We start from the raw sequence: 23,485 nt of genomic DNA on the forward strand, positions 1-23,485 counted from the left end.
GGGAGGGCACACGCGCTAGCTGGGGTCGTACACACCCGTCTGCACGGCCTTCACCAATCGACGAGGAACCCTGAACTCCTGCCCACCTACCCGGACGGTGACGAGATCCGGTGCGACGGCTTTCCACTGCGCCCGACGGCTCCTCGTGTTGGAGCGGGACATCTTTCTCTTCGGAACGGCCATGGCTCAGGCTTCCTTTCGGGTGCGGCGCCCGTAGCGCTTCTCGAACTTCTCGACGCGACCCTGGGTGTCCATGATGCGCGCGGCGCCGGTCCAGAAGGGGTGCGATTCGCTGGTGACGTCGACGATCACGAGCGGGTAGGTGTTGCCGTCTTCCCATTCGATCTCGCGGGTGGACGTGATGGTGGACCGGGTCAGGAATTTACTTCCCGTGCCCGCGTCCTGAAAGACCACCGGGTGGTAGTCGGGGTGAATTCCCTGCTTCATTCCTTCGCCTCTCTCGATTGCTCCGAGTACGGAGATTCTGTTGTCTCGCATGGGTCCTCGTGGAATTGCCCGAACGGATCGGTCCAGGACGACCACTCGTCGGGCGAGGTCATCTCGTCGTCGGACACCAGAGCCCACTGCAGAGTTCGATCGATCTCCGACGGGTCGGCGGCATGCACCAGCACGACGAGCGAGGTGTCGCGATCGCCGTTCTCGTCGTCCCACCGCAGCGCCGCCATCGCACGACGCATCGTGCCGACCTGTTCCTGTTCCTCGGGAGTCATTGCGGCGAGCCACTTTCCGGCACTCGCGACGCGCAGACCCCCGCCCGCGGATTCGATCCACAGCGCTTCGTCGGGTTGCGTTGCGACCCAGGCTCGCCCGCGGGCGGTGACGACGCCGTCGAGCAGAACGTCGATCGCCTCGTGCAGACGTTCGGGATGGAACGGGCGCGTCGCAGCGAATTCGACGAGCGTGACTCCGCAGTCGGCCGTCAGCGGCGGCTGTCCGCGTAGCAGCGGCGAATGGGCGTCGGTGATCTCTCCGCGTCGCGCGTCGAACGGCACCGCTGTGAGGAGCGCTTCGACGTCGAGCGTGTCCCCCGGCCCGACCCACGCGACCGGTGCGCCGGGTGCGAGACGCGCGAGGACGGCCGCCAGTTTCGCGCGTTCCCAGCCGTCGACCTCCGGGCCTGCCGAGACGACCAGCGCGTCGGCGTAATCGACCTGTCCGACGACCACCTGCGCGACGGTACGGTCGTCGTCCCCGCTCGCGACGATGCCCCGGTCGGCCAGCGCGTCGTCACCGGTCGCGTCGGCGAGCCACGTCGCGGCATCCAGACAGTCGACGACCGCGGAGATACGCACGTCCCGCGCGGCAGGTCCGTCGATCTGTCCGACGACGCCTGCGACGACGACGTTCTCGATCGCCCAGCACAGCGCCTCCGGTTCGAGCGCCGGATCCATCGCCAGCACGATGCGCTGCACCGAGCTGCGGGCGGACAAGGCGCGCAGCAGCGGCAGCAGGTCCTCGCGCAACGTGCACGACACGCAGCCGTGTGCCAGTTCGAGAATCGTCTCACGCGGAGCCTCCCCTGCCGCGTAGAGAGTGCGACGGACGACGCCCTCGTAGACCCGGCCGAGGTCGTGACGGACGGCGACGGTTCCTGGCGCGAGTAGTGCCGTCGTCACATCCTCCATGGCTCCCGTCCAACCGGACACGAGCACGAGTGGCGTGCGACCGTCCACGAGCAGACCCCTTCTTTCGACAACGATTGTCATTTCTTCTCGCTGCACGCTACATTCGAATCAACGCTTTGTCGAAAACGATTGTCATAAACGGCAAGAGAGGAGCGCGCATGTCCGCGCACTGCCAGGTGACGGGGAGAAAGCCGGGATTCGGTAAGTCCGTCTCGCACTCCCACGTCAGGACCAGCCGCCGCTGGGACCCGAACATCCAGAAGAAGACGTACTTCGTTCCGAGCCTGGGCCGACGCGTCACGCTGACGTTGTCGGCGAAAGGCATCAAGACGATCGACCGTGACGGCATCGACGCGGTCGTCGCCAAGCTGGTCGCACGAGGGGAGAAACTCTGATGGGCAAGAGCACAGACGTCCGCCCGATCATCAAGCTCAAGTCGACGGCCGGGACCGGATACACGTACGTGACCAGGAAGAACCGTCGCAACGATCCCGACCGCGTCGTGCTGAAGAAGTACGACCCGGTCGTCCGCAAGCACGTCGACTTCAGGGAAGAGCGATAGCGATGGCGAAGAAGTCGAAAATCGAGAAGAACGAGCAGCGCAAGCTCGTCGTCGCCCGCTACGCGGCCCGACGCGCCGAGCTCAAGGAGCTGATCAGGAAGCCGTCGACACCCGATTCCGAGCGCGCGGAGGCCCAGGCGGCACTGCAGCGTCTACCACGCGACGCGAGTCCGGTACGATTGCGCAATCGTGACGCTGCGGATGGACGTCCGCGCGGTCACCTCCGGAAATTCGGACTGTCACGCGTGAAGGTGCGCGAGATGGCTCACCGGGGGGAGCTGCCAGGCGTCCACAAGTCGAGCTGGTAAGGGAAAAGGTAGAGATGGCAGTCAAGAGAGCACCGTCGAAGAAGGTCCGCGCCGAGGCAGGCCGTCGACCCAAGAAGAACCCGCTGAACGCCGCCAAGGTCACCACGGTGGACTACAAGGACATCAACCTCCTTCGTCAGTTCATCTCCGACCGCGGCAAGATCCGCAGCCGCCGCGTCACCGGCCTGACCCCGCAGCAGCAGCGTCAGGTTGCCGTCGCGGTCAAGAATGCTCGTGAGATGGCACTGCTGCCCTTCACCAGCCGCTAGATCGTTCACACCGGAAAGGCCACGCACCCTCCTCGGGTGCGTGGCCTTTCTGTGTAAGCACTAGAGTTGGCTCGCACTGTAGACGAAGCGAAGAAACGAGATCCGTAGCCCTCATGTCCGGAGTACTCGAGGGTTTCACGGTCATCTTCATCGTCATCGCGCTCGGCTACCTGCTCGCGCGTCTCGGGGTTCTCGGCCCACACGGTCAGTTCGTGCTCAGCCGGCTCGTCTTCTACGTCGCCACTCCGTCGCTGCTGTTCGTCACGCTCGCCACGTCGGACCTGTCGGTCATCCTGTCGCCGATTCTCGTCGTCGCGGGCGTGACAGCTCTCGCCGTCGGCGCGATCTACTTCGTCGTCGCCAAGTTCGTGTTGAAACGTGACGTGCCCGAGGCGACGATCGGCGGGCTTGCGTCGTCGTACGTCAATGCCGCGAACCTCGGAATTCCGATCGCGGTCTTCGTGCTCGGCGACGCGAATTTCGTCGCGCCGCTGCTGCTGTTCCAGATCATGGTGTATTCGCCGCTCGCGTTGACGATTCTGGATCTGTCGACGATGGGCAAGAAGGCGTCGATCCGGAACATCGTGGTCACGCCGTTCAAGAACCCCATCGTCCTCGCGGGCGCTGCCGGCCTGCTGCTGTCCGTCTTCGGAATCGAGCTGCCGGAAGCGCTGATGCAGCCGTTCGATCTCGTCGGCGGTGCCGCGGTGCCCGGAGCGCTCCTGGCGTTCGGACTGTCGCTGTACGGAACGCGAGTACTGGAGAAGGGCAGCAGCCCTAGGCGCGACGTCATGATCGCGTCGTCGCTCAAGATGATTCTGCAGCCGCTGCTCGGGTTCCTGATGGCTCTTGCCATGGGCCTCGAAGGCCACGAGCTGTTCGCGATCACCGTCATCTCTGCACTTCCCACCGCGCAGAACGTGTTCGTCTTCGCTCACCGCTACAACCGCGGTGTCGTACTGGCCAGGGATACTGCCTTCGTCACGACGCTCGTCTCCATCCCGGTCATCGCGCTCGTGACGGCGCTGCTGGCCTGAGCAGACTTTGTGCATGCTCAAAGGTTGTACTCAGCTCTCGGCGCTACCTTGGTGGCATGAGGAAAGTGGCTGCAGGACTGATGCTGTGCGTCCTGCTCGGCGGCTGTAGCAGCCAGGCGGTCTCCGACGACGCGGACGCCGACGGGCCGACGAATGCACCCGCAGGACTCATGCACAGCCCCAGTGCACCACCGGTTCCGATCGAGGTCCCCGTCGGGGAGGTGGGCACGATGTTCGATTCGACGCCCGGTCTGGTGCGCGCGACGGCCACGCCGTTCGAATCGTGGAGTCAGGTCTCCCCCAACACCATCGCCATCCATTTCGTCACGGGCACTCCCGAGTGCTACGGCGCCGAAGCCCAGGTCACCGAGACCGACTCGCACGTGGTCATCGCTTTGCGGACCGGCACCCTTCCGGAGGCAGCAGACAAGTCGTGCATCATGGTCGCCGTCTACGGAACCATGCAGATGACGCTGCAATCGCCACTCGGTGACCGAGCGGTGGTCAACGCAGCCTGAGTAAACTGCTCGTCGTGACCGATGAGCTCCCGGACAACCACCGAGCCACTGTTCGTGCGGCCGACGCCGACCGAGCTCTGGTCGCCAAACTTCTGAGCGACGCCTTGGCCGACGGTCAACTCTCCCTGTCCGAGTACGACGCGCGCACCGCGGCCGCGTACAAGGCCAAGACGTACGGCGAGCTGGACGTCCTGACGGGCGACCTCGCGTTGACGACGCCGAGCCCGGCGGACGGCCCCGAGAACGACCGCGCCATCGCCATCATGAGCGGCTTCACCCGCAAGGGCGAATGGACCGTGGCGAGGCGCGTCGACGCCGTCGCATTCTGGGGCGGCGGTGAAATCGACCTGCGCCGAGCGCGGTTCAGCGCCCCCGAGGTGACCATCAACTGCATCGCCATCATGGGCGGTATCGAGATCACCGTGCCGTCGACCATCCGCGTCGAGGTCCGCGGGGCTGGGATCATGGGCGGCTTCGACCACCTCAGCCAGGTCGGTCAGCCCGGTGCGCCGCTCGTCGTCGTCACCGGATTCGCGTTCTGGGGTGGCGTCGAGATCAAGGTCGAGGACTGACGCGTCACGACTTCCTCCGCCGCTTCAGGTAGTCGCTGACCACGGCGGCGCCGAGCCCGTCGAGATCCGGTGCGATGACGCGTCCGCCCACGCGCTCGGCCATTCGGTCGACCACTCGCGCGAGTCCCGGATCGTCGCCGAGCCGGAAAATCGTCACCTGCGCACCGAGTTTCGCGATGGTATCGAGCTCCCGCACCGTCAGCCCAAGCGTCCGTGGATGCGGCGGATAGTCGAAGAACGCGTGACCGTCCGGCTCGAGGTGGGCCGTCGGCTCCCCGTCGGTCACGATCAGCACGACGGGTTGCGCATTCGGGTGGCGACGCAGATGCCTACCCGCGAGCAGCAGGGCGTGATGCAGATTCGTGCCCTGGTCGTAGGCGCCGTCGAGACCGGCCAACTCCGACGCCGTCAGCTTCTGCGCGTGCCTGCCGAATCCGATCAGCTGGAGATCGTCACCCCGAAAGCGGGTACCGACAAGGTGATTCAATGCCAGCGCGGTGCGCTTCATCGGCACCCAACGTCCGTCCATGACCATCGAGAACGACGTGTCGACGAGCAACGCCACGGCTGCCTGCGTGCGCGTCTCGGTTTCGCTGATCTCGACGTCGGTGACCTGCAACCGAACTGGGAACGTCGAACCCTCCGCGGCCGTCCTGAGCACCGCGTTGCCCACCGTCCGCGTCACGTCCCACGGTTCGGTGTCCCCGAACTCCCACGTCCGCGACGCCCCCGTCGGCTCTCCCATCGCGCCGGCCTTGCGTGTGTCTCGCTCGCCGCCGCGTCGGGAAATCTTGCCGGCGACGTCCCGCAGTGCGGACTGGCCGAGCTGACGCATCGCCTTCGGGGACAGTCGCCACTGACCGTCGCTGCCCTTGTCCATGAAACCCTGCTGCTGCAGAGCCTTTTCGAGATCGGACAGCATCTTCGCATCGGCCGCGGCCCCCGGCCCCAGCTGACGTAGCAGCGACTCCGCGTCGATGTCGTCGAGCGCGGCCCCGTTGTACTGCTGCGACAGCTGATTCCCGAGGTTCTCGAGCTCCGCGATGTCCTGCAGTGCGCCGGTGCCGTCACCGAGTCCCATGCCGTTCTCGCCGCGGAAGTTCTGCGAACCGTCCCAGTCCTCACCGGGACGTGCCTGCTGCAGGTTCTGATCCAATTGGTCGAGCTGGCTCAGCAGGTCGGCGTCTCCGAAGGCCTGCTGCGCCAACGCATCCAGCTCGGCCCGCTGCTCGGGGCTCAGAGAATTCCGCAGCCGCTGAGCTGCTGCCGCACGCTGGGCCAACGCGTCGAGAAGATCGTCGATGTTTTTCGGATTCTCCGGGAAATGCTGACCGTGTTTGCGCATGAATTCGTCGAACTGCCGGTCGGTGTCCTCGCCCCGATTGTGCGCGTCGAGAAGCGAATTCAAGTCCTTCAGCATGTCGCTGATGGCTTGACGGTCCTCGTCCGTCGCCCCTTCGAGCGCCTTCTTCATTCCCGCGAAGCGCTGGTCCAGCATCTCGCGTCCGAGCAGGTCCTTGATCTTCTCGTAGTTCTCGCGAGCCTCCGACGACCGCCACTCGTAGTCCGAAAGCTCCTGCACCGCTTGCGCTGTCGACGGCGACAGATCGCCGATCTGCATCTCCTGGAACCGTGCGTCGTCGTCGAGTGCCCGCGCGAGGGCCTTGCGTTCTTCGAGTACCGCCTTGTCGAGCAACTCACGGACTTCCTGCAAGGTTCCGTCGAGATTGTTCTTGCGCAACAGATCTCGTCGACGACGGTGCGCATCTGCCGCGAGATCGTCGAGTCCGCGCATGTTCTGAGTACCGCGTCGGAGCATCTCCTGCATTGCCCGACGCGGCGACGACCCCTCGAGCACGTCGTTACCGATCGCGTCGAGCGCCTCGCGTAGATCCACCGGTGGGGCCAGCGGATCAGGGCCCCCGTGGTATCTCCCGTATCTGCTGGCGGGCATCAGCTGTACACCGTCTGTCCGTCGTCGTCGGGATCTTTAGCGATTCGGCGCGCCAAATACAGCCCCTCCAACGCCAATTCGGTGGCCGACGCCCGTTCGCCGTCGGATTTCGCGTGGAGGCGCTCGTCGATCTCCTGCAGCACCTCGAGGTCGGGCAGTTCGGCGATCAACGTCTTGGCCGCGATGCGATCACCGGTGACGACTGGCTCACCGTCCTCGATCGCGGTGACCAACGGCGCCAGATTGATTCCGCCGAGCCGGTCGCGGACGGTATCCGCGGTCGCGCGTCGCAGCAGATGCTCGAGCACCTCGACCTCGCGGCCTTCTTCGCCGGATTCGAATTCGACCTTGCCGCGCAACACCTCGATGACGGTGCCGAGGTCGACAGGTCGCGCGACGGCCTCGGCTTCGCCGAGGACTGCGGAGCGATGCACGGCAGCGGCGGCGATGGTCTCGGCGGCCGCGATCGCGAAGCGCGCCGACACACCGGACCGCTGATCGACCGACGGCGACTCGCGCAGCAATCGGGTGAACCGGGCCAGCACCTCGAGCAGGTACGACGGCACGGTCGCCGGGAGGTTCGCCTCCTGCTCGATGACGGAGACCTCGTCGTTCAGCGAGTGTGGGTAGTGGGTACGGATCTCGGCGCCGAATCGGTCCTTCAGTGGGGTGATGATGCGTCCGCGGTTGGTGTAGTCCTCGGGATTGGCGCTGGCGACGAGAACCACGTCGAGCGGAAGTCGCAGCGTGTAGCCGCGGACCTGGATGTCGCGCTCCTCCATGACGTTGAGCAACGACACCTGAATGCGTTCGGCCAGGTCGGGCAGCTCGTTGATCGCCACGATGCCACGGTGGCTGCGCGGCACGAGGCCGAAGTGGATGGTCTCGGGATCACCCAGGCTGCGACCTTCCGCCACCTTCACCGGGTCGACGTCGCCGACCAGGTCGGCCACCGACGTGTCGGGCGTCGCCAATTTCTCGGCATAGCGCTCGCTGCGGTGACGCCACTCGACGTCGAGGTCGTCGCCCAGCTCTCGCGCCCGGCGGATGCTGGCCGGGGTGATGGGATCGTAGGGATGCTCACCGAGTTCCGAGCCCGCGATGACGGGTGCCCACTCGTCGAGCAGAAGGTTGAGTGTTCTGAGCAGCCTCGTCTTGCCCTGCCCGCGTTCACCGAGCAGCACGACGTCGTGACCAGCAAGAATGGCCCGCTCGAGCTGGGGCAGGACCGTCCTGTCGAATCCGAGGATTCCCGGCCACGCGTTCTTGCCCTCCCGAAGCGCCTCGAGCAGATTGTCCCGGAGTTCTTCCTTGACCGAACGCTGCACGTGTCCGGACGCGCGCAACTCGCCGACGGTAGTGATGCCAGGTTTGGTAGAGGTCACTTCTTCAAAGTACGCCGGTCGTCATACCGGTGCCCCTGCTGCGCGCAGCGTCGCCCGGACCCGCTCGACAACGGCGAACGGCCGCAACTTCAGCTGCTCGGAGTCGACGCGCACGACGGCCCAGTCGACCTCGTCGATTCGGTCGATCTGCTCCCGCGTCCGGTGGGGTGAACCGTCGTACACCACCGCGACCTTCCACCGACTCCACCCCAGGTCGCAGCACGCGAACACGTGGCCGAACTCGTCACGAATGCGGACCCGGGTTTCCGGCCGCGGGAGTCCTGCATCGAGAAGCAACAGTCGGACCCGGGTCTCCTGGGGAGACTCCGCACCCCCGTCGGCCAGGCTCAGCACCTCCGCCGCGCGGGTGACGCCCCGTACTCCCGGATTCGTCCGGACCAGCTCTTGTGCTTCGCCGACCGAGACACCACTCGCATTCGCCAACGCGTCGACCGACTGGAGAGCGCGGAGTCGGGGCAACCGACGTGCAAGATCGAACATCGTGCGAGGAACGGTGGTCAGCGTCATGTCGCCGAGTGACGTGACGTCGGCATCCGCGAGCGAATCGTAGCGAACGAGAATCCCGTCGAGCTGCCGCTTTCGCCGGGGCCAGATCAGTTCCGCCGGTTCGCGCGCATCGATCCATTTCGCCCCGTGCACTGCAGACGCCGACAGTCCGCAGATTATTGCGTCGTCGCCCGCGAACACCTGTGCTGCAAAGGCTTTGACGACCGCGTCGATCTCGACTGCCTTCGGAACGTACACATCGCGGTAGACGCGCTGGAAGTCGGCGGCGAGCGCGTGACGCGTCAGAAGACCGTTGCGGACAGCCTGGGATCCTCGGAATGGATGGTCGAGTTGCACCCGCCGACGATGTCAACGAAATGGGCTCGAAAACGCGCCGGAGAAAGAATGTGGATAGCGCGATCAGTTATCCACAAACAGGCGAATCCGCACTTATGCAGGAGAATATGGTGTATTCGGCTGCATGAGTGCGGACTCGGCGTGAAACCTAGTGCGCGAAGTGCCGCGAGCCCGTGAGGTACAGCGTCACACCGGCATCCTGCGCTGCTGCGATGACCTCGTTGTCGCGGACGGATCCGCCGGGCTGAACGACGGCCTTGACGCCTGCGGTCAGCAGCACCTGGAGGCCGTCGGGGAAGGGGAAGAACGCGTCCGACGACGCAACCGAGCCTGCCACCCGATCACCCGCGCGCTGGACAGCCAGGTGAGCGGCGTCGACGCGGTTGACCTGACCCATACCGACGCCGACCGAGGCGCCGTCCTTCGCCAACAGAATAGCGTTCGACTTGACGGCTCGTCCTGCGCGCCAAGCGAATTCGAGATCCTTCAGGGTCTCGGCGTCCGCGGGCTCGCCGGCAGCGAGGGTCCAGTTCGCGGGGTTGTCTCCGTCGGCGTCGATCGCGTCCCGCTGCTGCAGCAGGGTGCCACCGGAGATCGGCTTGAGCTCGACTCCACCGGCGGACGGCGGCGTGGCCAGCAGAACGCGAACGTTCTTCTTGCGCTGCAGAACTCCGAGTGCACCGTCGGCGTACGCCGGGGCGACGACGACCTCGGTGAAGATCTCGGCGACCTGTTCGGCCATCTCGACGGTGATCTCGCGGTTGGCCGCGATGACGCCGCCGTAGGCACTGACGGGGTCGCAGGCGTGCGCCTTGCGGTGCGCCTCGGCGATGTCCGCGCCGACGGCGATGCCACAGGGGTTGGCGTGCTTGATGATCGCGACGGCGGGAGCGTCGTGATCGAACGCGGCGCGCCATGCGGCGTCGGCATCGGTGAAGTTGTTGTACGACATCTCTTTACCGTGCAACTGCTCGGCCTGCGCGATGCCGTCGTTCGACGGTGAAACGTACAGCGCGGCAGCCTGGTGCGGGTTCTCGCCGTACCGCAGCACTGCCGAGCGCTCCCAGGTTCCGCCGAGCCACTCGGGGAACTGCGAATCGGATTCGACGAGAGTGCTGCTCATCCACGAGGCCACGGCGACGTCGTAGGAGGCGGTGTGCTGAAAAGCCTGTGCCGCAAGCGAAGTGCGCTCGGCCAGCGTGAAACCGCCACCCTTGACGGCGTCCAGCACATCGGCGTACCGAGCAGGGTCGACGACGACGGCCACCGACGGGTGGTTCTTCGCGGCGGCACGCACCATCGACGGACCGCCGATGTCGATCTGCTCGACGCACTCGTCGGGCGTCGCGCCACTGGCGACCGTCTCCGTGAACGGGTACAGGTTGACGACGACGAGCTCGAACGCCTCGACACCCAGCTCCTCGAGCTGCTGCAGATGCTCCGGACGACGCGTGTCCGCCAGCACGCCCGCATGCACGCGCGGGTGCAGCGTCTTGACGCGACCGTCGAGCGTCTCCGGGAAACCGGTGAGATCCTCGACCTTGGTGACCGGGATGCCCGCGTCGGCGATCTTCGACGCCGTCGATCCGGTGGAGACCAGAGCGACGCCCGCCTCGTGCAAGCCGGTGGCGAGCTCGATCAGTCCCGTCTTGTCGTAGACACTGACCAGCGCACGCCGCACTGCTTTACGTTCACTCATCGCCTTATCTGAGCCTTTCGTCCATCGGAGACAACACCTCGGGTAGCGACGGCCGCGATCACCTCGACCAACAACCTGCGTTCCACAGTCTTGATTCGCTCGTGCAGCGACGCTTCGTCGTCGCCCTCCTGCACGGGCACGGCTTCCTGAGCCAGGATGGGCCCGGTATCGACACCGGCATCGACCAGGTGGACCGTCGACCCGGTCAGTTTGACGCCGTGCTCCAGCGCGTCACGTACCGCGTGCGCGCCCGGGAACGACGGCAGCAACGCCGGGTGCGTGTTGACGATGCGGCCGGCGAACGCGTCGAGAAATCGCGGTCCGAGAATCTTCATGAAACCTGCGGTGACGACCAGATCCGGCTCGTACTTCGCGACGGTCTCCGCGAGGGCCGCGTCCCATTCGGCGCGGTCCGCGTAGTCGCGTAGGCCGACGCGGACATGCTCGATTCCAGCGGTGTGCGCGTGCCGGGCCGCGTCGCAATCACGGTCGACGCCGACGGCCACGATCCGTGCCGGGTAGTCGCCCTGCGCCGCGTCGATGAGTGCCTTCAACAGCGAGCCCGTCCCCGAGGCGAGGACGACGACTCGTGCTGGGTGCACGCGTGTGGCTGTCAGCGCAGTTCTCCTGGGTTTCGTCGGGGGACGCCCGGTCGTGTCGGTACCGGGGCCACTCAGGAGCGTAGTCGCTGCGGTATGCAGCGTTCTCAGGCAGGTCGGGTTTCGTCGACGCTCACTTCTCGGGTACGTCCGAGCTCGACGGCGCGTCCACATCCTCGGTCGTCTCCGCCTCCACGACCTCGGCATCGGCGGCAACCGAATCCTCCGAAGCCTGCTCGGGAGTCTCCTCCGCGGCCCGCTCTTCGAAGACTTCGGCCTCGACGACCTCTGCTTCGACGACGTTCTCCTCGTCCTGCGACGAGGCGGTGTCCTTCGACGAGGCGGTGTCCTTCGACGGAACTGCGTCGGCTTCCGCAACGACCTCGGCATCGACCGCGCGTTCCTCGTGGACGACGGGGGCGGCGATGGCGGCCACCGGCTCGTCCGTGCGCGCCGGCTCGGGCTCGGCGTCGACGGCCGGCTGCTTCGAGCCGCCACGCCAGGCGGTGATCGCTGCGGACACCGAACCGACGACGGCGAGCCACGCGAACGTCAGCAAACCGAGCGACCAGACGGTGACCTGCACCGTCCCGAACGTTCCGAGACTGCCGCCCGCCGCGACCCCGAGCAGAAGCGTCGCGACGCCGACGACCGCCGACCCCAGCCACACTGACGACAGCGCGTAGTGCAGGTCGACGGTCCGGTGCGCACAATCCCTGCCGAGCAGAATTCCCGCCGTCAGCGGCACCACCAGCATCAGGAACCAGATGCTCTGCGCAGGTCCCTCGGGCAGGACGGACAGCACCGGCAACGGCGGAACCGGTCCCCCGGTCGTGGCGAAGAAGCTGACGACGACGTCGCCGACTTGCGCTTCGGATCCGACCGCGACGGCAAGCGCGCCGAGCACGACGTTCGGAAGATAGAGAATCGACAGGACGGTCAGGCCGAGGACACCGACGAATCCGTTGCCCGCGGTCAACAGCATCTCGGTCGTCGACCACGACGCCAGCATCGACGCGAGCACGATGCCGGCCGCGCCTGCGACCAGAACCATCGCCGCGCGCAGCATCGGGCGCAGTGTGCTTCGAACCCACTCGGGAAGCGCGCCGGTGACGTCGAGGTGCCACGTTCCCATGGCGATGCCGATGCCCGCGGCGATTCCGTGGACGGCTGCGACCCAGACGAACGCGAGCAGCGCATTCGGGCTCGACAGCCCGATGGTTCTCGACGCGTCGGCGGCGACGGCGAGTGCTACCGCCGTGACCGACACCGGCCCCAGAACGGCGGCACCGCCGATCATCGACAGCGTCCGGCGCGACGTCGACTCGTCGACCGCCGCAGCGACGCCGCGCGCCACGGTCGTCATGAGCACGAGCGTCGGCAACAGGGGCAGCACCCCGAGCGCAGTACCTCCGATGGTCATCGGAACCTGGTGGACCGCGAACCACATGCCCGCAATGGCACCGAACGTGCCCGTCAACTCGCTGTTGGCGGACACCAGCGTGATCAGGACCACCGCGGCGATCGCTGCGATCAGTACCCCGGGCTTTCGGAAGCCGATCCGCACCAGCAGTCGGGATTCTTCCGGTGTCAGCAGCGGTGCCCGCTTGGGCGCGCGGGGCGTACGAGGGGCCCGCCGCTTCTCGTCGTTCAGTAGAGCGCTCATCACATAAGAGCGTTGCACCAACCGTCGAGACGGTCACTCAGGCGCGCCGACACCTACCTGTTCTGCCGCCCACCTCTGGTCGTTTCTGCAGGCTCCACTCCCGCCTACTTCTGGTCGTTCCTGCAGGCTCCACTCCCGCCTACTTCTGGTCGTCCTTGTCCGGTGTGGTCCCGAATGCCTGAGTCGGGGCACTGTACGGAGCCTGCTCGGAGGACGACTCCTCCTCGCGCTCGGTGTGCGACTCCGACGGAACCGCATGCTGAGCTGCACCCTGGCCGGATGCGCCGACCGGCGGCTGGCCGTACTGGTATTGGCTGTACGGGGAATTCTGTCCCGCAGGTCCGGTGAGCCCGCTTGACCCGGACTCGCTCTTCGACTGGCCGACCGGATAGCCGAGGCCGCCCGTGGCGTTCTGCGTGCCGGACGGACCGCTGTAGGTCGGCGGGGTGTACCCGCCACCCTGGCTCGACGAGCCGTAGGACTGAGGCGCCTGACCGTAGCCGTAGCCCTGCGGATTCTGCGGCTGAGGGTTCTGACCTTGATTCTGCTGACCGTATCCCTGGAACGGATTCTGTTGGCCGTACGAAACAGGCTTGGCCGCAGGCGCTTTCAGGATGTCCGCCGCGAACAGAGTTGCGGCGAGAGCAGCGGCGGTCTGCAGGAAGCCGAACACCAGCACGGTGATCGCGCCTGCCCCGAGACCGATGGAGCTGCCGACGCCACTGCCGGTGTCGACATTGAAGGCCTGGAACACCAGGACGAGCCACCCGGAGAATGCCAATGCCGTCGCGATGCCCAGCGTGTTCGGCTGCTTCGGCAGCAGTCCGACGGCGGCGACGAGGCCGGACGCGAGCAGCAACGCGATCGACGTCGGATCACCGTTGCCCGGAAGGAAGAAGTTGTTCGCGATGTCGAACGCCGAGTACTGCCCCGCGAGACCCGCGAACAGGTTGACGATGCCGAACGCAACGACCACGAGGGTCAGGATGCGCGGCAGCGGCGACGCCTTGGCTGCGGCGAGAACTGGGTTGTACGACCCGGGCTGCGACGGCTGGCCGGTCTGATTCTGTTGCCCCGGCTGACCCGGGTACTGACCCTGCGCGTACGGGTTCTGCGAGTACTGCCCCTGCCCGGGCTGCTGCGACTGCCCGTAGGAAGGCGGTGAATACGGGGACTGCTGGCCGTACGGGGACTGGCCGTGCTGGGATTCCGGCGTGTTCTGCTGAGGCGTCGAACCCGGCGTCGATCCGTAGCCGCCGTATCCACCCGATCCGTATCCGGGTGAACCGGCGCCACCAGAGCCTGGGCCCTCGGGTGAATAAGTCATGACACACTCCTCGAAAACGAAAGATCGGGTCCGTAGACCAAACTAGTCTACGGACCCGACACGGTGTATCGCCGTCGAGAAGTCAGTGCGCATCCACCAAGGTCGACGCCTTCTCCAACTCTCGTACCAACGGCAGAACTTTCGCTCCGAAGTACTCGATCTCTTCCTGAAAGTGCAGGAAACCGCCCAGAATCAGGTCGACTCCGCGTCGGCGATATTCGACGATGCGTTCCGCCACCTGTTCCGGCGTCCCGATCAACTGACTGCGGAATCCGTCGTTGTACTGCACGAGATCGTCGAACGACGAGTCCGACCACATCCCCTTGCCGTCGGACGTCGACGAACCCGCTTGCTGCACAGCATTTCTGAAGCCTTCGACCGCGGGGCGGTTCGCCTTGTCGACGATTTCCCGCAGAGTGTCCTTCGCTTCCTTCTCCGTGTCGCGAGCGATGATGAATCCGTTGAGGCCGAACTTGACCTCGCGATCATGTTCGCGAGCGACGCGTCGAATGTTGTCGAGTTGCTCGGTGACGCCGTCGAAATCCTTACCGTTGCTGAAGTACCAGTCGGAGTAGCGTCCCGCGTTCTCCTGCGCTGCAGTCGAATTGCCGCCCTGGAACAGTTCGGGATTGGGCCGCTCCGGCGTGTTCAGCGGTTTCGGCTTCAACGTGAAGTCGTGGATCCGGTAGAAGTCGCCGCGGAAGTCGACGTCGTCCTCGGTCCAGATCTTGCGCAGCACCTGGAGGAATTCGGCGCTGCGCCGGTACCGCTCGTCGTGTTCGAGCCAGGGCTCGCCGAGGTGAGTGAATTCGTCCTTGAACCAGCCACTCACGACGTTCACGGCGAAGCGCCCACCGGACAGATGGTCCGCCGTCGCACCGAGCTTGGCGAGAACGCCCGGCTGCCACAGTCCCGGATGGACGGCGGCGATGACCTTGAGCCGTTCCGTGGCGAGCAACAGCGCGAGGCTGAAACTCGTCGACTCGTGCTGGTATTCGGCGCCGTAACTCGCCTCGTAGCGCACCTGACTCAGCGCGTACTCGAAGCCGTTGTTCTCTGCGGTCTGCGCCAGCTTCTTGTTGTACTCGTAGTCCCAGCTGGTGCGCTGCTCGATGTCGCTGGTGACCAGTCCGCCACTGACGTTCGGGACCCAATAGGCGAATTTGATTGCGTCGGCGATTTTTTCGGTGCTCATGTCTCTCCTTGGTGCGGCGCGCCTGTTACGAATACCAGGTCGGTTCGGGCAGTTCGCCGGTCAGAACCCAGCGGCCCACTTCGCGCCGCTTGTACGCGACCGGGTCATGCAACGTGTGGGTACGGACGTTGCGCCAGAAGCGATCGAATCCGTACTTGCCTGCCGTCGCCCGTGCACCCAGAGCCTCGAACACGGTCGACGTGATCTCGAGCGACACTTCGGTCGCACGCGCTTTCACGGCGGCGACGCGGACCTCGTGGTCACCTCGCTCCTCGGCCGTCACGTTCCATGCGTCGTCGTGAATGCGCTGCGCTTCCAACGCAACTGCGTCGGCGAGTGCTTCGACGGCCCACAGTTTGGACGTCAGATCCCCGTAGATGTCGATGATGTAGGGCTCGTCGACGGCGCGGTCGACCGTGCTGTGCAGCCACGCACGCGTCTTGTCCTTGGTGTACGCCGCCGCTTCCTCGAGAGCACCCCTCGCGATACCGAGGTAGAAGTTGACGAACACCAACTGGATCGTCGGTACGTTGAGCGTGTTGTAGACCCGGGGCTGAAACTGCTTGTCCACGAAGCCTGCTGCGCTCGCCCAGTCGACGCGCACCTTGTCGATGGTGACGCTGCCGCTCTCCGTCCGGCGCTGGCCGATGTTGTCCCAGTCGTCGTGGAACGTCAGACCCTCGATGTTCGACGGCACGATCGCGAAGACGTGGGCGTCGCTACCGGACAACGCCCCCTCGAGCACCGTCACGTCCGAGACGCGGCTGCCCGTCGAGAACGTCTTGGCGCCGTCGAAGACGATGGTGTCGCCCTCGTCGGTGACGACGACATCGCGGTCCCGCGGGTTGACCGCGCCGCCGAAGAACCACTTGTTCCGAGTCGCGTCGGCTTCGACGGCGTCGATCTGTTCGGGGGTCCCGACGAGCCGTGCCGCCCAGAACCACAGCAGGTGGTACCCGAGCAGCTGACCGATCGACCCGTCGGCGGCTGCGACCCGCCGGATGACCTGATACGCCGTCGGCCAGTCCTGCCCGGCTCCGCCGTGTTCGACGGGCCCGAGAAGGGTGACGAGGCCGGAATCCTTCAGCAACTGGACCTCGTCGTGCGGCGGTTCGGTGCCTCGGTCTCGCGCGACGGCGTCGACGGCGAGCAACTGCGCCACCTCCCCCGCCCGCGTGATCCACCCCTCGGGCGACGTCGGGGCATCCGGCCAGTCCTTGTGCAGAGCTCGGTTCTCGGTGGTTGTCATGCAGCCAGTGAAACCGTTGCCCGCAGCGATGAACACAGTTCGGATCAGGGTGATTCTGAGACTCCGTCTATGTGGTGGCGGCTCGATTGCGGCGCGCAAGCAGACCTCATGCTTCCGACAGGGTGTTCAGACGTACCGACCGGCTGCAGGTTTTCGCAAGACAAACATTTTTCGTGACTTATCTCGAGAAATTTCGTTCGTATCCGTAACATTGCCCAAGCCGCGCCGATCTTAGTGACGCAAACCACATACCGATGGGTCCGCCCGTCTTCCCCAAGGACACTCCATGCGCAAGTCCCTCTTCGCAACAGTCGCCGTTTCGGGCGCACTCGCTGCAGCAGTCATCGCTCCAGGCGTAGCAACCGCCGCCGACACGGTCGTGACGTTCACCGTCGCCGGTGGCGCTCTCAACATCACCGCTCCCGCGAGCCAGACCCTCACGGTCAATGGCGACCAGGCGGCCGGAAGCATCACCCCGGTCGTCGTGTCGGACCAGCGTCGCGGCATCAACGGCTGGACGGCGTCGGCGATCAGCACGGCTTTCACCAAACCTGCGCCCGATCCCGCCACCATCCCCGCGACGGCTGTCACTTATCAGGGGTCGTTGCCGGCCGTGACCGGTGTCGCCGTCGTCACTCCTTCGCTGCTTCCGGTCGTCTTGGACACGAACAAGAACGTTCAGGTCGCAACCGCAGTCATTGGAGCGAACACGGCGACGTGGAACGGCGCCGTCACCGTCACACTGCCGTCCGACGTCGTGGCAGGCGTGTACACCGGAACCATCACGCATTCGGTGGCCTGATCCGTTCATGTCACGTAATCGGGGATTGGCGGCCGGAGTCCTGGCATTTCTGGCGTTCGCTTCGGCGATCGTCGCCCAGGCTCCGGCAGCCGCACAAGATTCAACTCCAGAGCCCGTCGGCAGCGTCGGTATCCGACTGCTCGAGGCTCCAGTGTCGTTGCAGGACGACCCGCGAGCGCTGGCGTACATCATCGACAACCTGCCACCCGGGACGACGATCACTCGTCGTATCGAGGTGAGCAACAGCAGCGATCAAGAGCAGGCGATCTCTCTGTATCCCGCCGCCGCGTCCATCGGCGACGGCGGGAGTGGCTTCGAAGTCGCCGAGGATCGAACGGCCAATGAGCTGACCACTTGGATGTCGGTCGAGCCGACCGACGTCACTCTCGCGCCGAACTCGACGGCGGAGGCCGTCGTCACGATCGCTGTCCCTGCTGACGCGCCGGAAGGCGAGCAGTACGCCGTCGTATGGGCGCAGACCGCAGGAGCGCCCGACGCCACCGGCATCCAGAACGTCAGCCGCGTCGGAATCCGAACCTATCTATCGGTCGGCCCGGGCAACGGACCACCGGCAGACTTGTCCATTGACAGCGTCACTGCCGAACGTGGTGATGACGGGGCACCGAAAGTCGTTGCATCCGTGTCGAACAAGGGCGGCCGAGCACTCGACCCCAGCGGGACCGTCACACTGTCCGGTGGTCCAGGAGGGATCGCGACGGAACCGATCCAAGGATCGGGCGGGTCCATCGCTCCCGGGCAATCGGGTCAGGTCTTGTTCACACTGGACCCCGCACTTCCAGCGGGACCGTGGCAGGCAGCGGTATCCGTTGCGAGTGGCCTCGTGAACAAGTCGACCACCGTCGATCTCACGTTCCCGGAACAAGGTTCGACCACAGTTTCCACCGGCGAGTCCGGCGGCGTCCCTGTCTGGGTGTGGATCGTCGTGGCCGCAGTCGTTGTCGTTGCTGCAGCCGGGGCCGCCCTTGCAGTTCGGCGTCGAAAGGCCGACTGACGTGAGGCCTTTCGTCACGGTCCTTGCTCTGACGGTCGCGATTGTCGGTGCAATGTCTCCCCTCGCCGCCGCTCAGCCGGCGGCGGGGGCAGACTGCATCGACGTCGTCCCTACGACGACTCCGGTGCCGACGCCCGTCGCCGAGACAACTGCTTCACCTGTTCCCTGTGAGCCTGTAGTAGACGAAACTCCGGCGACCACAGTTATTCCCACAACAGCATCGTTGCCGACGACGACTGAGGCCACGCTCCCGAGCACCACAGTTCCGACCACGACGGCTGCTTCGACCACGACCGCCTTGCCATCGACGACATCACCCGCCCCGATTGTTTCGACGACGCCGGCCACAACGACGTCGGCAGCACGGGCTGGAGCTCCGCGCCCGGCCGCAGCACCGGCTGCGAGCCTGCTGAACATCCAGCTGGGCAGCGAATTGGTGGGGCAAGGCCCCATCCAGCCCGGATCGCAGTGGTCCGGCACCATCGGTGTCAGTGTGGTCAATGTTCTCGGGCCATGGACGTCGACGGTAAGCCTGTCGCCGTTCCGCGGGGAACGAACAAACAAGACCGTGCAGCCTGTTGCGTACTACTCGGCGCCGGAGACCAATTGCACTCTCCTGTTGGCGAAGTCGCCTGCGGTCAACAAGAAGCCGCTGGGACCGACTGCCGTCGACGCCAAGGCAGGGGGCGGTGTGGCATGCCTGACCAGCTGGACTGCCACTGTGGACATCTTTGTCCCGGACACCGACCTACTCGCCGACACCTACTCCGCGACTCTTACCCATTCGATCTACTGAGCCGGTATCGACGCCATCACTCGGTCCGCGAGGGTCCGGACCGGGATTCCCGTTGCGTCGGATACGCGGTGCAGATCGTCGTGCTCGGGCTTCGCGCGGTGCGGCCCGACCTTGACCCGCACGGTCATGCCTTCGATCTCGACGTCGATCCACCGACGAGGCAACGTACGACGGTCGACGATCGTACGACGCACACCGAGCGTGCCGGTCTCCGCGAGCAGCCGTTCCTCGACCGTCGCCGCTGCCAGTTGTGAGCACAACGCCGAGACGGTGTGCATCGGCCTGCCCTTCTTGCCGGTTCCGGGCGAGATCCAGGCATCGGCGGCGCCTGCGGCGAGCAGACGCTCGACGACGACAGCCAGCACTTCGCCCGTCACGTCGTCGAGGTTGGTCTCGAGCACGACCATCGCGTCGACGGGATCCGCGTCGGACACCGGCGTCCCCAGGACCGCGGTCAGGACGTTCGGCCGGCCCGGGGTGTCCCGCGTGCCCGCACCGTATCCGACGCTGTGCATCGTCATCGCGGGGACCGGACCGTACCGCGTTCCCGAGGTGGCGAGCAACGCGGCACCGGTCGGGGTGACCGTCTCGGTGTCCGTGTCCACCCCCACGACACGTGCGCCCCGGAGCAGGCCGAGCGTGGCAGGCGCGGGCACCGGCAGCAGCCCGTGCGCAGCGTGCGTCTGTCCGATGCCGAGACCGACGGCGCCGGAATACACCGCCGTGATGTCGAGCGCCGCCAACGCAGCAGCGACGCCCACGGTGTCGACGATCGTGTCGACGCCACCCAACTCGTGCAGATGAACCTTCTCGACGGTGGAGTCGTGGATCTTCGCCTCGGTCTCGGCAACCGAGCGGATCGCGCGGACCGCGAACTGCGAAACCTGTTCCGGCACAGCCCGTGAGGCCATGTCCAGCAACTCCGACGCGTGACGGGCGGGAACGTGGTCGTCGACCGTGACGATCGCGTGCGTCGCGCGCACCCCCTGCCTCTCCACCGACTCGGTCTCGAGCGTCCAGCCGGTGATGCCCGTGGACTCGATCGCGTCGCGAACGACGTCGATCGGGGCACCGAGGTCCAGCAGCGCGCCCAGCATCATGTCCCCCGAAATTCCTGCAATCGGGTTGAGCCACAAAATCATTCGACGGCCTTCGTTCGCGTGTAGGACTGCGCCAACCGGAACGCAGCCATGGCAGCACCGAAACCGGAGTCGATGTTGACGACGGTCACGCCCGCGGCGCACGAGGTCATCATCGCCAGCAGCGCGGTGACACCGTCCAACGCGGCGCCGTATCCGGTGGAGGTCGGCACCGCGATCACCGGACTCGCGACGAGCCCTCCGACGACACTGGCCAGCGCACCTTCCATACCGGCGACGACCACGACGGCGTCGAGGGCACGAATTTCGTCGACGCGGGCCATGATCCGATGGATTCCGGCGACTCCGACGTCGCGAATCTCGGTGACCGACAACCCGATCGCCGACGCCACCGCCGCTGCTTCCGACGCGACCGGACCGTCGGCGGTGCCCGCGGTGACGACACCGAGCGTGAACGCTCCCGGTGCCGCGCTACGCCAGGCGAGCACGCGGCCGACGGTGTCGTACGTGGAACCGGGAACCGCGTCCCCCACTACCGCTGCGGTATCCGCGGAGACCCGGGTGACCAGCACCGGCCCGGAGTTGTTCTGCAGCAACAGCTCGACGATGCGCGCGATCTCGACGTCGGTCTTGCCCGGTCCGTACACGACCTCCGGCAGACCCTGCCGGCGTTCACGATCCAGGTCGACGGTGTAATTCGGCTCGCGCATCATCGCACGACCGGCGTCAGGCTCAGCAGCGCGTTCATGCTCCCGCTTCGAAGGCCGCGGAGATCGAGCGAACCGAACACGAATCCGGCTCGGTCGAGGATGCGGAGAATGTCGTCGCGAGAGTCGAACGCAGCAGCCATGTCTCGCTCGGCTACCTCCACGCGCGCGAGCGTTCCGTCGGCGTGGGTACGCACTCGGAGCTCTCGGAACCCGAGGTCGTGCAGCGCCTGTTCGGCGTGCTCGATCTTTCCGAGCACGTCGGCCGTCACTCGGTCGCCGTATGCGATGCGCGACGAGAGGCACGCGGCCGCAGGCTTGTCCGCCGTGACCAGACCCCACTCGGCGCTGATTGCTCGCACATCTGCCTTGGTGAGTTCCGCATCGACCATCGGTGCGATGGCACCGCGCTGTGCCGCAGCGGTCTGCCCTGGGCGGTGATCGCCGAGATCGTCCAGATTGGTGCCGAGGGCCATACGCGCACCCATCAGCGTCGCCAAGGGAGTCAACGCGTCGAACAGCGCACTCTTGCAGTGGAAGCACCGGTTTCCGGTGTTCGCGACGTACTCCGGATCGTCGAGTTCGTCCGTGCAGACCTCCACGTGAGCGATGCCATGCTCGCGGGCGAACCGGCGTGCCGCGGCACGTTCGGCGGACGGCAGACTCGCCGACACCGCGGTGACGGCGACTGCACGGTCACCGAGCACGCGATGCGCGGCCGTCGCGAGCAACGCGGAATCCGCGCCGCCCGAGAACGCCACCAACAGCTTCTCTTCCCCTGCGAGCCGAACCGTCAAGCGTTCGGCTGCGTCCGACACAGTCACGACTGCACCGCCGACACGTACGGAATGGTCTGCGGCCCTTCGGGAAGAACACAGACACGAGCCTCGGGTCCGACGCGTCGCAGCTCTTCGTCGACTGCGGCAGCGATGTCCTCGACGAGGAAAAGATGCGCGGTGCGCAGTTCCTCGTCGGACAGGAACGTCGTGTGCATGCCGATGCGCGCCTTGGCGAGTACACGCGCGAGTACCTGAACCTGCCACTGATCCGGCACCGTCTTCTCACGTGCCGAGATGGCGGTCAGCAGTTCGGCGGGCGTGGACTCGGAGGCGAGGACCTCACGGAACGATCCGTGATCGGGGAAACCGTCGCTGCACTCGGCGGCGCAGATGATGAGACCACCGGGCTTGACTACCGTTGCGGCAGCGGTCATTCCCTTCACTGCCTGGTAGACGCTCTGATCCAGAGGGAAGCCGGAGTTGGTGGTGACGACCACGTCGTACAGCTGCGGCACCGGGACCATCGACAGCTCTCGCACCACCTCGCGTGTCGTCCCGTGCATCGCCAGCAGTTCACCGCCGAATGCTGCGACGACCTTCTGCTCGCGGTTGAGAACGACGTCGAGAGCGAAATCGACGCCCGTGCCCGACGCGATCGCACGCACGTCGTCGTGCACCGGATTGCCCTCGCAGACAGCCCATGTCGCCTTCTCACTACCGATGCGGGCCGCGTTGTGCAGGGTCAGGACCGTGTCGAGGCCGGCGAGCCCGGGCGCCACGAGCTTCGGGCCGCCACTGAACCCGGCGAAGAAGTGCGGCTCGACGAAGCCCGTCGTGATCTTGACGTCGGACTCGGCCCAGATCCGGTTCAGCCAGACCGGCACCCCGTCACCGTAGGTGCCCATCCACTTCAGCGAATCGTCGTCGCGTGCATCGTGATTGACGATGCGCATCGTGTCGACGAGCTCGTCGCCCAGCATGATCCGCAGTTCTTCGTCGGTGTTGCCACGATGGGTTCCGGTGGCGACCAGCAGCGTGAAGTCGTCCTTGGTGGAGATGCCCTCCAGCTCGGCGAGCAGCGCACGCACCATCAGTTCACGGGGTTGTGGCCGGGTCAGGTCGCACAGCGACACTGCGATCTTCTGACCTGGCTTGACCACCTCGCGCAGAGGCGGCCCAGCAACCGGCTTGGCCAACGCCTGACGCAGCAGGCTCGGAACGTCGTCGGATGCGGGCTGGTAGGTGGGCGCGACGACGGTGGTGCGGTCCTCGGGCAGTTCGATCGTCAGACCGGTTCTGCCGTAGGCGAGTTCCACCGGAATCCGGGACTCGCCGTCTCGTTCGGTCATGACTACTCCTCGTTCTCGTGTTCGTGGTGCACGCGGCGGATCTACTCACCCGTACCGCGGCCGAATGGGGCAGCCCGAGGAACGGACTGC

Annotated in this window: 27 protein-coding genes; 10 read left to right on the forward strand and 17 right to left on the reverse strand. The window is 65.9% G+C overall.

Features of this window, described 5'->3' with window-relative positions; all coding sequences use genetic code 11:
• Positions 1-15: 15 nt before the first annotated feature.
• The 3 genes from rpmF to RhoFasB10_RS13500 are packed head-to-tail and all read right to left on the reverse strand — an operon-like array spanning position 16 to position 1,727.
• The gene (gene rpmF / locus RhoFasB10_RS13490; RefSeq protein WP_167676764.1) at positions 16-183 is read right to left on the reverse strand and encodes a 50S ribosomal protein L32; all 168 of its coding nucleotides are present in this window, start codon (positions 181-183) and stop codon (positions 16-18) included.
• Between the two features lie 3 nt (positions 184-186).
• Entirely contained in the window at positions 187-447 is a 261-nt protein-coding gene (locus RhoFasB10_RS13495; RefSeq protein ID WP_068423879.1) for a type B 50S ribosomal protein L31, read from the reverse strand.
• Positions 444-1,727, reverse strand: a complete 1,284-nt coding sequence (locus RhoFasB10_RS13500) for a GTP-binding protein (RefSeq protein WP_174551387.1) — start codon at positions 1,725-1,727, stop codon at positions 444-446. Before RhoFasB10_RS13500 ends, RhoFasB10_RS13495 begins: the two co-directional genes overlap by 4 nt.
• Before the next feature lie 77 nt (positions 1,728-1,804).
• On the opposite strand from RhoFasB10_RS13500, the gene rpmB reads away from it, so the two are divergent.
• From rpmB to RhoFasB10_RS13535, 7 genes are all read left to right on the forward strand, one after another.
• Complete coding sequence (gene rpmB, locus RhoFasB10_RS13505) at positions 1,805-2,041, forward strand: 50S ribosomal protein L28 (protein ID WP_019664486.1); 237 nt, start codon at positions 1,805-1,807, stop codon at positions 2,039-2,041.
• Positions 2,038-2,208, forward strand: a complete 171-nt coding sequence (rpmG, locus tag RhoFasB10_RS13510; RefSeq protein WP_174551391.1) for a 50S ribosomal protein L33 — start codon at positions 2,038-2,040, stop codon at positions 2,206-2,208. The genes rpmB and rpmG overlap by 4 nt, the downstream gene beginning before the upstream one ends.
• A gap of 2 nt (positions 2,209-2,210) precedes the next feature.
• Complete coding sequence (gene rpsN / locus RhoFasB10_RS13515) at positions 2,211-2,516, forward strand: 30S ribosomal protein S14 (protein ID WP_068423876.1); 306 nt, start codon at positions 2,211-2,213, stop codon at positions 2,514-2,516.
• 14 nt (positions 2,517-2,530) lie between these two features.
• Entirely contained in the window at positions 2,531-2,785 is a 255-nt protein-coding gene (gene rpsR / locus RhoFasB10_RS13520; RefSeq protein ID WP_008719028.1) for a 30S ribosomal protein S18, read from the forward strand.
• A gap of 113 nt (positions 2,786-2,898) precedes the next feature.
• Positions 2,899-3,822: an AEC family transporter gene (locus RhoFasB10_RS13525; protein ID WP_167676766.1), complete on the forward strand. Its 924-nt coding sequence runs from the start codon at positions 2,899-2,901 to the stop codon at positions 3,820-3,822.
• 56 nt (positions 3,823-3,878) lie between these two features.
• Positions 3,879-4,340 (forward strand): hypothetical protein, encoded by a 462-nt coding sequence (locus RhoFasB10_RS13530; protein WP_068423873.1) that lies wholly within the window; start codon positions 3,879-3,881, stop codon positions 4,338-4,340.
• A 14-nt stretch (positions 4,341-4,354) separates the two neighbouring features.
• Complete coding sequence (locus tag RhoFasB10_RS13535; RefSeq protein WP_167676768.1) at positions 4,355-4,912, forward strand: DUF1707 and DUF2154 domain-containing protein; 558 nt, start codon at positions 4,355-4,357, stop codon at positions 4,910-4,912.
• Between the two features lie 4 nt (positions 4,913-4,916).
• On the opposite strand, the gene RhoFasB10_RS13540 is transcribed toward RhoFasB10_RS13535, so the two are convergent.
• The 9 genes from RhoFasB10_RS13540 to RhoFasB10_RS13580 all read right to left on the reverse strand — a co-directional run bounded on the left by RhoFasB10_RS13540 (position 4,917) and on the right by RhoFasB10_RS13580 (position 16,850).
• Positions 4,917-6,866 carry a VWA domain-containing protein gene (locus RhoFasB10_RS13540; protein ID WP_167676770.1) on the reverse strand — a complete coding sequence of 650 codons (1,950 nt, stop codon included), beginning with the start codon at positions 6,864-6,866 and terminating at the stop codon, positions 4,917-4,919.
• The gene (locus tag RhoFasB10_RS13545; RefSeq protein ID WP_167676772.1) at positions 6,866-8,251 is read right to left on the reverse strand and encodes a sigma 54-interacting transcriptional regulator; all 1,386 of its coding nucleotides are present in this window, start codon (positions 8,249-8,251) and stop codon (positions 6,866-6,868) included. Before RhoFasB10_RS13545 ends, RhoFasB10_RS13540 begins: the two co-directional genes overlap by 1 nt.
• 21 nt (positions 8,252-8,272) lie before the next feature.
• Complete coding sequence (locus RhoFasB10_RS13550) at positions 8,273-9,115, reverse strand: hypothetical protein (RefSeq protein ID WP_167676774.1); 843 nt, start codon at positions 9,113-9,115, stop codon at positions 8,273-8,275.
• 148 nt (positions 9,116-9,263) lie between these two features.
• Positions 9,264-10,814, reverse strand: coding sequence for a bifunctional phosphoribosylaminoimidazolecarboxamide formyltransferase/IMP cyclohydrolase (gene purH / locus RhoFasB10_RS13555; protein WP_167676776.1), 1,551 nt, complete (start codon positions 10,812-10,814; stop codon positions 9,264-9,266).
• Positions 10,811-11,431 (reverse strand): phosphoribosylglycinamide formyltransferase, encoded by a 621-nt coding sequence (gene purN / locus RhoFasB10_RS13560; protein ID WP_240931091.1) that lies wholly within the window; start codon positions 11,429-11,431, stop codon positions 10,811-10,813. Before purN ends, purH begins: the two co-directional genes overlap by 4 nt.
• Before the next feature lie 115 nt (positions 11,432-11,546).
• Positions 11,547-13,079 (reverse strand): DUF6350 family protein, encoded by a 1,533-nt coding sequence (locus RhoFasB10_RS13565; RefSeq protein WP_240931088.1) that lies wholly within the window; start codon positions 13,077-13,079, stop codon positions 11,547-11,549.
• A 139-nt stretch (positions 13,080-13,218) separates the two neighbouring features.
• Positions 13,219-14,406: a DUF5336 domain-containing protein gene (locus RhoFasB10_RS13570; RefSeq protein ID WP_167676778.1), complete on the reverse strand. Its 1,188-nt coding sequence runs from the start codon at positions 14,404-14,406 to the stop codon at positions 13,219-13,221.
• A gap of 82 nt (positions 14,407-14,488) precedes the next feature.
• The gene (gene sfnG / locus RhoFasB10_RS13575; protein ID WP_068423862.1) at positions 14,489-15,601 is read right to left on the reverse strand and encodes a dimethylsulfone monooxygenase SfnG; all 1,113 of its coding nucleotides are present in this window, start codon (positions 15,599-15,601) and stop codon (positions 14,489-14,491) included.
• 25 nt (positions 15,602-15,626) lie between these two features.
• Complete coding sequence (locus RhoFasB10_RS13580; protein WP_167676780.1) at positions 15,627-16,850, reverse strand: acyl-CoA dehydrogenase family protein; 1,224 nt, start codon at positions 16,848-16,850, stop codon at positions 15,627-15,629.
• Between the two features lie 286 nt (positions 16,851-17,136).
• On the opposite strand from RhoFasB10_RS13580, the gene RhoFasB10_RS13585 reads away from it, so the two are divergent.
• Positions 17,137-17,652 (forward strand): hypothetical protein, encoded by a 516-nt coding sequence (locus tag RhoFasB10_RS13585; RefSeq protein WP_167676781.1) that lies wholly within the window; start codon positions 17,137-17,139, stop codon positions 17,650-17,652.
• 7 nt (positions 17,653-17,659) lie between these two features.
• Positions 17,660-18,664, forward strand: coding sequence for a hypothetical protein (locus tag RhoFasB10_RS13590; protein WP_167676783.1), 1,005 nt, complete (start codon positions 17,660-17,662; stop codon positions 18,662-18,664).
• A 72-nt stretch (positions 18,665-18,736) separates the two neighbouring features.
• Here RhoFasB10_RS13590 and RhoFasB10_RS26140 read toward each other — a convergent pair whose 3' ends face one another.
• A complete protein-coding gene (locus tag RhoFasB10_RS26140) occupies positions 18,737-19,012 on the reverse strand; it encodes a hypothetical protein (RefSeq protein ID WP_206030908.1) in 276 nt (91 codons plus the stop codon).
• An 88-nt stretch (positions 19,013-19,100) separates the two neighbouring features.
• Between RhoFasB10_RS26140 and RhoFasB10_RS26145 the strand changes: the two genes are divergently transcribed.
• Positions 19,101-19,460 (forward strand): hypothetical protein, encoded by a 360-nt coding sequence (locus RhoFasB10_RS26145; RefSeq protein WP_206030909.1) that lies wholly within the window; start codon positions 19,101-19,103, stop codon positions 19,458-19,460.
• Here the strand turns inward: RhoFasB10_RS26145 and larC are convergent.
• The 4 genes from larC to larA are packed head-to-tail and all read right to left on the reverse strand — an operon-like array spanning position 19,454 to position 23,395.
• Positions 19,454-20,602, reverse strand: a complete 1,149-nt coding sequence (gene larC, locus RhoFasB10_RS13600; RefSeq protein ID WP_167676787.1) for a nickel pincer cofactor biosynthesis protein LarC — start codon at positions 20,600-20,602, stop codon at positions 19,454-19,456. The genes RhoFasB10_RS26145 and larC overlap by 7 nt on opposite strands.
• The gene (gene larB / locus RhoFasB10_RS13605; protein ID WP_157105280.1) at positions 20,599-21,273 is read right to left on the reverse strand and encodes a nickel pincer cofactor biosynthesis protein LarB; all 675 of its coding nucleotides are present in this window, start codon (positions 21,271-21,273) and stop codon (positions 20,599-20,601) included. The genes larC and larB overlap by 4 nt, the downstream gene beginning before the upstream one ends.
• The gene (gene larE, locus RhoFasB10_RS13610) at positions 21,270-22,091 is read right to left on the reverse strand and encodes an ATP-dependent sacrificial sulfur transferase LarE (RefSeq protein WP_346764396.1); all 822 of its coding nucleotides are present in this window, start codon (positions 22,089-22,091) and stop codon (positions 21,270-21,272) included. Before larE ends, larB begins: the two co-directional genes overlap by 4 nt.
• On the reverse strand, positions 22,088-23,395 hold the full coding sequence (gene larA, locus RhoFasB10_RS13615) for a nickel-dependent lactate racemase (RefSeq protein ID WP_167676789.1): 1,308 nt from the start codon (positions 23,393-23,395) through the stop codon (positions 22,088-22,090). Before larA ends, larE begins: the two co-directional genes overlap by 4 nt.
• Positions 23,396-23,485: the final 90 nt, after the last annotated feature.

Source organism: Rhodococcus sp. B10, from assembly GCF_011770055.1.
GTDB classification, from domain to species: Bacteria; Actinomycetota; Actinomycetes; order Mycobacteriales; family Mycobacteriaceae; genus Rhodococcoides; species Rhodococcoides kyotonensis_B.